Source organism: Mycobacterium sp. (genome assembly GCF_035623875.1).
In the GTDB taxonomy this organism is placed as follows: domain Bacteria; phylum Actinomycetota; class Actinomycetes; order Mycobacteriales; family Mycobacteriaceae; genus Mycobacterium.
On the sequence record NZ_DASPSP010000124.1, the window covers coordinates 1 to 9,341 of the forward strand.

The following is a 9,341-nucleotide window of genomic DNA, read 5'->3' on the forward strand; positions in this document are numbered from 1 at the left end:
GCGCGGGCCTTCTGGGTGATCCGCACGACGGCGTCCTCGACGTCGCGGGGCGAGGTCATCATCAGGTCGGCCAGCTCGTCAACGATCGCAACCACGTACGGATAGGGCCGGTATTCGCGCTGGCTGCCCAGCGGCGCGGTGATGGCACCGGATCGCACCTTGTCGTTGAAGTCGTCGATGTGGCGGACCCGCCACGCCTGCATGTCCTGGTAGCGCTGTTCCATCTCCTCGACCAGCCAGGCCAGCGCGGCGGCGGCCTTCTTCGGCTGGGTGATGATCGGCGTGATCAGATGCGGAATACCTTCATAGGGCGTCAGTTCCACCATCTTCGGGTCGATCAGGATCAGCCTGACCTCTTCGGGCGTGGCCCGCGCCAGCAGCGATACCAGCATCGAGTTGAGGAAGCTCGACTTGCCCGAACCGGTCGAACCGGCGACCAGCAGATGCGGCATCTTGGACAGGTTCCACGAAATGTATTCGCCCTCAATGTCTTTGCCCAGCGCGATGACCAGCGGATCGTGGTCGCGCCGCGTCGACGGCGCGGTGAGCACGTCGGCCAGCCGCACCATTTCACGATCGGTGTTGGGCACCTCGATGCCGACGGCGGACTTGCCCGGGATCGGCGCCAGCATCCGCACGCTCTCGCTAGCCACCGCGTAGGCGATATTGCGGTGCAGTGCGGTGATCTTCTCGACCTTGACCCCGGGGCCCAGCTCCACCTCGTAGCGGGTGACCGTCGGCCCGCGGGTGCAGCCGGTGACCGCCGCGTCGACCTTGAACTGCTGCAGCACCGACATGATCGCCTCGGCCATGTGATCGTTGGCGGCGCTGCGTTTCTTGGGAGGGTCACCGGCCACCAACAGGCTCAGCGGCGGCAGCGTGTAGGGCCCCTCGACCACCCGGTCGAGCACCAGGGTGTCCTGCTTGCCGGCGGATTTGGCCCCACGACGTCGGCCGCGCGACACGGCGGGCTCCGGCACTGTCGGACTGTCGTCCGCATCGACGGGAGAGGGCCACGCCTGCGCTTCGTCGTCGTAGTAACCGTCGGAAAAGTCCTCGGCCGCACTACTTTCCACGGCCGGGTCGGCGTCGTAGGTATCGCTTTCGGGTTCGCCGTCGTCGAACATCCGGGTGCCGAACATGGACCGCAGCGTGTCGGGCACTTCCCGGATCGTGGTGCCGCTCAACAGCAGCACCCCGAACACCCCGCCGATGAACAGCAGCGGTGCGCAAATCCAGGCGGTCAACCCCTCCGAAAGCGGTCCCCCGATGGCGAATCCGATGAATCCCGCCGCGTGCGCGCGCCCGACTGGACTGTCCGGCGAGCCGGCCCACAAATGCCAGAGGCCGAGCACCGGCAGCGCAACCATCGCCGCACCCAGAACCAGCCGCGGCCGCGCGTCCGGATTGGGCTCGGTGCGCATCAACAGCACCGCTATGCCCGCAGTGACCAATGGCAGCAACACCACCGCCGAGCCGATGAACATCCGCAGCACCGAGTCGACCCATGCGCCGACCGGGCGGGCGGCATCGAACCATGAGCTGGCGGCGACGACGACCGCAAGTCCCAGCAGGGCCAGGGCAATCCCGTCTCGGCGGTGCCCCGGATCGAGGTCGCGAGCCCGGCCGACCGACCGCGCCGTGGTGCCGGTCCCCTTGGCCACCATCAGCCACGTCGCGCGTACGGCCCGCCCGCAGGTCAGCCCGGCGCGGGTGACCAGCGAGTGATTGCGGCGTCTGGCGGGCCTACGCGGCGCCCTGACCGGCCTTCTAGCAGGCTTCGGCCGGGGCTGCGCCGACCGGGATCCGCCCCGCGAAGCAGCCTTTGACCTGCTCGTTCGAGCGCCGGACCGGGCGACAGTCTTGCTAGCCATGCAGGCAAGCCTAAACGCAAATGCACCATCTGCACCATCCGCCACACTGGTTAGCCTCGTCTTGCGACCCGACCGGCCGCTTAGTCGCTGCACCAGCGCAGTAGGGTGACAGCCGTCACCTAGCCATCCACTGCCAAGCACCCGAAACAGTCCAGGAGGCCTGCATGCCCGTCGTCGTTGTCGCGACCATGACCGTCAAACCCGAGTCCGTCGACGCCGTTCGCGAGATCCTCACCAGCGCGGTCAAGGACGTGCACGACGAGCCGGGCTGTCAGCTGTACTCGCTGCACCAAACCGGCGAGACCTTCGTTTTCGTCGAGCAATGGGCCGACGAAGAGGCGCTCAAGACCCACAGCACCGCGCCGGCAATCGGCAAGATGTTCAGCGCGGCGGGCGAGCATCTGGCCGGCGCGCCGGACATCAAGATGTTGCAACCCGTTCCGGCGGGCGATCCCAGCAAGGGACAGTTGCGCCCCTGATGGGTCTGTCGCCCGGAGGGCCGCTAAAAGGGAAGGTTGCCTTCATCACCGGCGCAGCGCGCGGCCAGGGACGCGCGCACGCCGTGCGACTGGCCACCGACGGCGCGAGCATCATCGCCGTCGACCTCTGCGAGCAGATTGCCAGCGTCCAGTATCCACTGGCCACCCGAGACGACCTGGCGGCCACCGTTAAATTGGTCGAAGACACCGGCTCTCGCATCGTGGCCAAGCAGGGCGACGTCCGCGACCGGACGTCGCTGTCTTCCGCCCTGCAAGCGGGCCTGGACGAGTTTGGCCGCCTCGACATCGTCGTGGCCAACGCCGGTATCGCTCCAATGCAATCCGGCGACGACGGCTGGCATGACGTCATCGACGTCAACCTCACCGGCGTCTACAACACCATCAAGGTCGCGATACCGACCATGGTCAAGCAAGACACCGGCGGATCGATCGTGCTGATCAGTTCGTCGGCCGGGCTGGCCGGCGTCGGCAGCCCGGACGCCGGTTCCGTCGGCTATGCCGCCGCAAAGCACGGGGTGGTCGGATTGATGCGGATATACGCGAATTTGCTTGCGAGACAGAATATCCGGGTCAATTCGATTCATCCTTCGGGCGTCGAGACGCCGATGATCAACAATGAGTTCACCCGGGAATGGTTGGCCAAGATGGCCGCCGCGACGGATACGCCGGGAGCCATGGGCAATGCCATGCCGGTGGAGGTCCTGCAAGCCGAAGACATCGCCAACGCGGTGGCATGGCTGGTGTCGGACCAAGCTCGATATATCACCGGCGTCACGTTGCCGGTCGATGCGGGCTTTTTGAACAAGTAGCGCGATGCCACGGAATCCCGCGGCGCAGACCGCTTTTGGCCCGATGGTGCTGGTCGCCATCGAACAACACGAGCCGCCGGATCGGCGGCTGGTGGACGACGACCTGGCAGCTCGGTTTTTGCCGGCGTCGACGCGATGGCTGGTCGCAGCAACACGGCCCACGCTACTGCGACGCCTCCTGGTCGCCGCGACGGAACGAAGCGGCCCTGGGCTGTGGACCAACTTCGCCTGTCGGAAGCGCTACATCGCCGACAAGATCACAGAAGCACTCGGCGATATCGACGCGGTGGTCGTACTGGGCGCCGGATTGGACACCCGCGCTTACCTGTTGGCGCGACAAACCCACATCCCGATCTTCGAGGTCGACCAACCGGTCAACATCCAACGCAAGGCGGCAGCCGTGCGACGGGTCGTGGGCAAGATACCGAGCTCGGTTCGGTTGGTGTCGTTGGACTTTGAGCGCGACGACGTGCTCACCGTGTTGGCCGAGCACGGTTACCGCACCGACTACCGCACCTTCTTCATCTGGGAAGCGGTGACCCAGTACCTCACCGCCGACGCCGTGGACGCCACACTCGAAAGCCTGCGGCCGGCGGCGTCAGGCAGCCGTCTGGTGTTCACCTACGTCCGGCGCGATTTCATCGATGGCGTCAACTTCTACGGCGCCAAGCAGTTGTACCGCAGGTTTCGGCAGCGGCAACAGCTGTGGCGCTTCGGCTTGCAGCCCGACGAGGTTGCGGCCTTTCTGGGGGGACACGGCTGGCGGCTGGTGGAGCAGCTCGGAGCCGAGCAGATCGTGCAGCGTTACGTCGAGCCGACCGGTCGCGACCTGACCGCATCACAGGTTGAGTGGTCGGCGTACGCCGAAAAGGCTTAGCTACCAGTTTTTCGGCCGGGCGTTCAAGCAGCTGCGCACAGCGCGATCAGGAGGAGCCGCGCAGTCCGGGCGCTGCTGCCGCGGGGAGTTGGGTGACGCGGGTTCAGATTTCGATGACGGTCGGCACGATCATCGGCTGCCGACGATAGGTCTCCCCCACCCACTTGCCGACCGTGCGGCGAACCGCCTGCGCAATCCGGATCGGGTCGGTGACGTTTTCGGCCACCAACGATTCCAACTCTGCCTCGACCTTGCGGACGGCTGGCTCCAACGCCTTGGGATCTTCGGAAAAGCCGCGCGAATACAGATGCGGCGCGGCCGCCGGACGCCCGGTCCCACGCCGCATCACCACCGTCACCGCGACGAAGCCCGACGACAGGATGAGCCGTTCGCCCAACGTGATATCGCCGACGTCACCGGTGATGAGCCCCTCGACGAACATCTTGCCCACCGGCACCGCGCCGGCGATGGCGACCTTGCCGCCAACCAGGTCGACGCTGACCCCGTTCTCCGCCAAGACGATCGAGGATTCGGGCACTCCGGTGCTGGCGGCAAGCTTGGCGTTTGCCCGCAGCATCCGCCAGGTGCCGTGCACCGGCATGACGTTACGCGGCCGGATCCCGTTGTATAGGAACAACAGCTCACCGGCATAGGCGTGACCCGAAACATGCACGCGGACTTGCTGGTTGGTGACGACGCGGGCTCCGATCTTGGCCAACGCGTCGATGACACCATACACGGCTTCCTCGTTGCCCGGTATCAGCGACGACGAAAGGATGATGAGGTCCTCGGCGGTCAGCGTGATACTGCGGTGTTCGCCACGGGACATCCGCGACAGCGCCGACATGGGCTCACCCTGAGTTCCGGTGCTGATCAAAACAATCTGGTCGGGCGGCATCATCTCCGCGGCACCGATGTCGATCAGGTCGGAATCAGCCACCCTCAGAAAACCCAGCTCCCGGGCGATACCCATGTTGCGCACCATCGACCGCCCGACGAACGACACCCGCCGGCCCAACGCCACCGCGGCGTCGATGATCTGTTGCACCCGATCCACGTTCGAGGCGAAACACGCAACGATGACGCGGCCATGCGCACCCCGGATCAGCCGGTGCAGGGTCGGCCCGACCTCGCTTTCCGACGGCCCGACACCGGGAATCTCGGCGTTGGTCGAGTCGCACAAGAACAGGTCCACGCCGGCGTCGCCGAGCCGGGACATGCCCGGCAGGTCGGTGGGACGCCCGTCCAACGGCAGCTGGTCGAGCTTGATGTCGCCGGTGTGCAAGACGGTTCCGGCGGCGGTGCGCACGGCGATAGCCAGCGCGTCGGGAATGGAGTGGTTGACTGCGAAGTACTCGCATTCGAACACGCCGTGCGTGCTGAGCTGTCCTTCCGCCACCTCCACGAACACCGGTTTGAGCCGGTGCTCACGGCATTTCGCAGCGACCAACGCCAGGGTGAACTTCGAGCCGACGACCGGAATGTCGGGACGCAGCTTGAGCAGAAACGGGACCGCCCCGATGTGGTCCTCGTGCGCGTGGGTCAGCACCAGCGCCTCGACCTCGTCGAGCCGGTCCTCGATATGACGCAGATCGGGCAGGATGAGGTCGACGCCCGGCTCGTCGTGGGTGGGAAACATCACCCCGCAGTCGATGATCAACAATCGGCCCAAATGCTCGAAAACCGTCATGTTGCGGCCGATTTCGCTGATCCCGCCCAACGCGGTGATCCGCAGACTGCCAGTGGTCAGCGGACCCGGCGGCCGAAGGTCTACATCCACTGATGAGCCACTTTCAGGCTTACCTGAGCACCGAGGCCGCACGCATGTCGACAGCGAGTGCGTCAATCTGCTCGGCAGTCGCGGCCACCTGCGGCAGCCGCGGGTCGCCGACCTCAATGCCCTGTAGGCGCAACCCCGCCTTGGACAATGTCACCCCGCCGAGGCGGCTCATGGCATTGCACAGCGGGCTGATCGCGACGTTGATCTTTCGGGCAGTGGTGACATCTCCGGAGGCAAAGGCGGACAGCAAGTCCCGGAGCTGACCTGCCGCCAGATGGGAGATCACGCTGATGAATCCGGTTGCGCCCATCGCCAGCCAGGGCAGGTTCAAGGCGTCGTCGCCGGAGTAGTACACCAGACCGGTTTCGGCCATCAGCTGCGCACCGGCGTGCAGATCACCCTTGGCGTCTTTGACCCCGACGATATTCGGGTGCGCCGCCAGCGCACGAAGCGTATCGGACTCGATCGGTACCACCGAGCGGGGCGGGATGTCGTAGAGCAGCACCGGCAGCGGGGTTGCGTCGGCGACCGCGGTGAAGTGCGCGATCAGTCCGGCCTGTGGCGGCTTCGAGTAGTACGGCGTCACCACCAGCAGTCCGTGCGCGCCCTCGGCGGCGCACGCCCTGGCCAACTGGATGCTGTGCGCGGTGTCGTAGGTGCCCGCGCCGGCGATGATCCGGGCCCGGTCTCCGACCGCCTCCAGCACCGCCCGCAGCAGTGCGAGCTTCTCGGCATCGGTCGTGGTCGGCGACTCGCCGGTGGTGCCCGATATCACCAACCCGTCGCAGCCGGCGTCGACGAGGTGATTCGCCAATCGCACCGCGGCCGGGATATCGAGGGAGCCGTCGGGTCCGAACGGCGTCACCATGGCGGTCAACAGCGTGCCCAAGCGTGTATAGACGTCGAATCCGCTGGTGCTCACGGACCCAGGTTACCTGGCGGCGCCAGCCTTTTTAGGCAGCAGCGACGGCTACGCCGGCTCAGGCCTCGGTGGCTAGCGGACTCGTCGCCACCTCGGTGCCGTCGGCCAGCGTGGCGATCTGGAAATCGCCGAAAACCGCGGGCGCGATGTCGACGAGCTGGCGCAGACACGCGATCGCCAGCCGCCGGATCTCCACATCGGCGTGCTCGCTGGCCCGCACTGCGATGAAGTGCCGCCAGGCTCGGTAGTTGCCGGTGACCACGATGCGGGTCTCAGTGGCGTTGGGCAACACGGCGCGGGCGGCCTGACGAGCCTGTTTACGGCGTAAAACCGCGTTCGGTTGATCGGCGAACTTCGCCTCTAGCCTGCTCAGCAACTCGGTGTAGGTGGCGCGGCTGGCGTCGGCGGCCTCGGCAAGGATCTGCTGCAATTCGGCATCGTCTTCCATCCCCGGCGGCACGACGACCTGGGATTCCTTTTCCGGCACGTAGCGCTGCGACAGCTGCGAGTAGGAGAAATGCCGGTGCCGGATCAGCTCGTGCGTGCACGATCGCGAGATGCCGGTGATGTAAAACGAAACACTCGCGTGCTCGAGCACCGAGAAATGCCCGACATCGATGATGTGTTGCAGATAGCCGGCATTGGTCGCGGTCTTGGGATTGGGCTTGGACCAGCTCTGATAGCACGCCCGACCGGCGAATTCGACCAGCGCTTGGCCGCCGTCGGCGTCGGTGCCCCACGGCACGTCCGGCGGCGCGAAGAACTCGGTCTGGGCGATCAGTTGCACACGCAACGGCGCGGTCTCGGCCACGGCGATCTACCCTAGCGGGCAGTCAGCCCAGCGGTGCGGTGGCGATAGGGCGGACATGCCCATCGCGTCGCCGTCGGCGCAGGTTTACTGCGGCCACCCGGTAGAGAAACGCCGGGTGCAGCAGGCGAATCGGCGAGTCGATCAGGCTGTTGACTCTGAAGAAACGCACGGCGACACCGAGATCGGACTCGGAGGCTGCCATCGCCCAGTCGACGAGCCGGGTGGCAACGCACATCCATCTCGACCGTCGCCCTGCCACCTCCGGGAAGGCCAGATCGGAGCTCGCGACCATCTGCCAGGCCACGCCAATCGGTTTCGCCGAGGCGCGGAAGTATCGCCTGGGCAGATCAGTACCGCCACCACGCAGACATTCCCGCAGCGCGGCAGCCTCCAGCGCGGCCAACGTCATTCCTTGCCCGTAGACGGGGTTGACACTGCAGATGGCATCGCCACATACCAGCAGACCATCGGGTAGTTCGGGCATCTTGTCGTAGCGTCGCCACTGGCTGGACGGCATGTGGTGATGTGCCACCTCGCTGACCGGTTCAGCGGCCCGCATCGCGGCGATCAGGTGGTCGGGGCAGTAATCCTGGGCGAATGACAGCATGCCAGCCAGGTCGGGAGGCGGCTGGTGCCCCGCCATCCCGAAGACCGTGAACATCCAGGTGTCGTTCTCATAGCCACTCAGGAACATTCCGGCCGGCCTGTCCGGCGCGGGGCCGATGTCGACCAGCATCTCGGTCAGCGTGCCGTGCGGGATTCGCAGCAGTTGGCTGACGTAGTTCGTGTGCATGACGACGTGGTCCTCGACCGGTCGGCCGAAGCCGAGTCTCTCCAGCAACGCCGGGGTATGCGCGCCGCGCCCCATCGCGTCCATGACGACATCGGCCGTCAACTCTCGTTCCGTACCGTCGCGATCGACCACCTGCACTCCCGTGACGCGCGTGCGATCCGGAGTCGCGGTCACCTCGGTTACCTCGTGGCCGCTGAGGATCGTCACGTTGTGCATCGCCTGGAGGCGCCGCCGGACATGGCATTCCAGAAACGGCCTGCTCGGCATATGGATCGCCAGTGCCTTGGGCTCCTTCGCCACCTTGCCCGAGCGGAGTATGTCGTGGCCGCCGAAAGACAAGTGCAGCTTGGACAGCTCTCCGTCGTCCCAAACGGGCGCACCGTCGGCTACCAGTTCACTGAGAAACCCGGGGAAGAGCTCATCCAAGATCTGAGCTCCGCGGGCCAGCAGAACGTGAAGGTGACGACCCTGGGGTACCCCTCGTCGGACAGCGGGATCGTCAGGTAACACATCCCGTTCGAGAACTGTGACGGTTTCAAAGAAATCGGCCAGGACCCGCGCGGCCAGCAGCCCACCCATGCTCGCCCCGAGAACGACAGCACGCTCGCCCAGCCCTGCCATTACTGATCCGCCGAAGTGTGTTGAGCTGCAGTCAAATTAGCGTCGACATTAATTATCAGCGCATCGAAGCCGGCGGCTGACGCTTTGGCGCGGTGTTGTTCCGAGAAGTCCCGGTAGCTGTCTTCGTCGCCACGCGCGCGCGCGAGCAGCGCCCGCGAGCGCAACAGCGGGAGTTCGTGGAGCACGAAGCCGGGATCTGTGGGTACCGTGGCCAGTCGGTCGATCGCGGCCTGCGCTTCGCATTGGTCGCCACTGGATCCGCGTCGGACCAGCAGTTGGACCAGAACTTCGGTGGCCCTTCCGCGCCAGATCATGTCGCCGCTTTCGTACGCCCCGCCCACGACTCCCCGCACC

The 9,341-nt window shown here is 65.9% G+C and carries 8 protein-coding genes and 1 pseudogene; 3 read left to right on the top strand and 6 right to left on the bottom strand.

The window, feature by feature from the left end:
• A partial coding sequence (locus VEI45_RS10175; protein WP_324852716.1) for a DNA translocase FtsK occupies positions 1-1,874 on the bottom strand: 1,874 nt, incomplete at its 3' end.
• A 164-nt stretch (positions 1,875-2,038) separates the two neighbouring features.
• On the opposite strand from VEI45_RS10175, the gene VEI45_RS10180 reads away from it, so the two are divergent.
• The 3 genes from VEI45_RS10180 to VEI45_RS10190 are packed head-to-tail and all read left to right on the top strand — an operon-like array spanning position 2,039 to position 4,060.
• Positions 2,039-2,353: a putative quinol monooxygenase gene (locus VEI45_RS10180; RefSeq protein WP_324852718.1), complete on the top strand. Its 315-nt coding sequence runs from the start codon at positions 2,039-2,041 to the stop codon at positions 2,351-2,353.
• Positions 2,353-3,183 (top strand): mycofactocin-coupled SDR family oxidoreductase, encoded by an 831-nt coding sequence (locus VEI45_RS10185; RefSeq protein ID WP_324852720.1) that lies wholly within the window; start codon positions 2,353-2,355, stop codon positions 3,181-3,183. The genes VEI45_RS10180 and VEI45_RS10185 overlap by 1 nt, the downstream gene beginning before the upstream one ends.
• A gap of 4 nt (positions 3,184-3,187) precedes the next feature.
• Positions 3,188-4,060: an SAM-dependent methyltransferase gene (locus tag VEI45_RS10190; protein ID WP_324852722.1), complete on the top strand. Its 873-nt coding sequence runs from the start codon at positions 3,188-3,190 to the stop codon at positions 4,058-4,060.
• Positions 4,061-4,163: 103 nt separating this feature from the next.
• On the opposite strand, the gene VEI45_RS10195 is transcribed toward VEI45_RS10190, so the two are convergent.
• From VEI45_RS10195 to VEI45_RS10215, 5 genes and pseudogenes are all read right to left on the bottom strand, one after another.
• Positions 4,164-5,840: a ribonuclease J gene (locus VEI45_RS10195; RefSeq protein ID WP_324852724.1), complete on the bottom strand. Its 1,677-nt coding sequence runs from the start codon at positions 5,838-5,840 to the stop codon at positions 4,164-4,166.
• 19 nt (positions 5,841-5,859) lie between these two features.
• The gene (dapA, locus tag VEI45_RS10200; RefSeq protein WP_324852726.1) at positions 5,860-6,762 is read right to left on the bottom strand and encodes a 4-hydroxy-tetrahydrodipicolinate synthase; all 903 of its coding nucleotides are present in this window, start codon (positions 6,760-6,762) and stop codon (positions 5,860-5,862) included.
• A 58-nt stretch (positions 6,763-6,820) separates the two neighbouring features.
• Positions 6,821-7,573, bottom strand: a complete 753-nt coding sequence (gene thyX, locus VEI45_RS10205) for an FAD-dependent thymidylate synthase (RefSeq protein WP_324852728.1) — start codon at positions 7,571-7,573, stop codon at positions 6,821-6,823.
• Between the two features lie 22 nt (positions 7,574-7,595).
• On the bottom strand, positions 7,596-8,987 hold the full coding sequence (locus tag VEI45_RS10210) for a 2-polyprenyl-6-methoxyphenol hydroxylase-like oxidoreductase (RefSeq protein ID WP_324852730.1): 1,392 nt from the start codon (positions 8,985-8,987) through the stop codon (positions 7,596-7,598).
• Positions 8,987-9,341 (bottom strand): annotated as a pseudogene (locus VEI45_RS10215) (hypothetical protein); the annotation flags it as partial. The gene VEI45_RS10210 and the pseudogene VEI45_RS10215, both read right to left, overlap by 1 nt.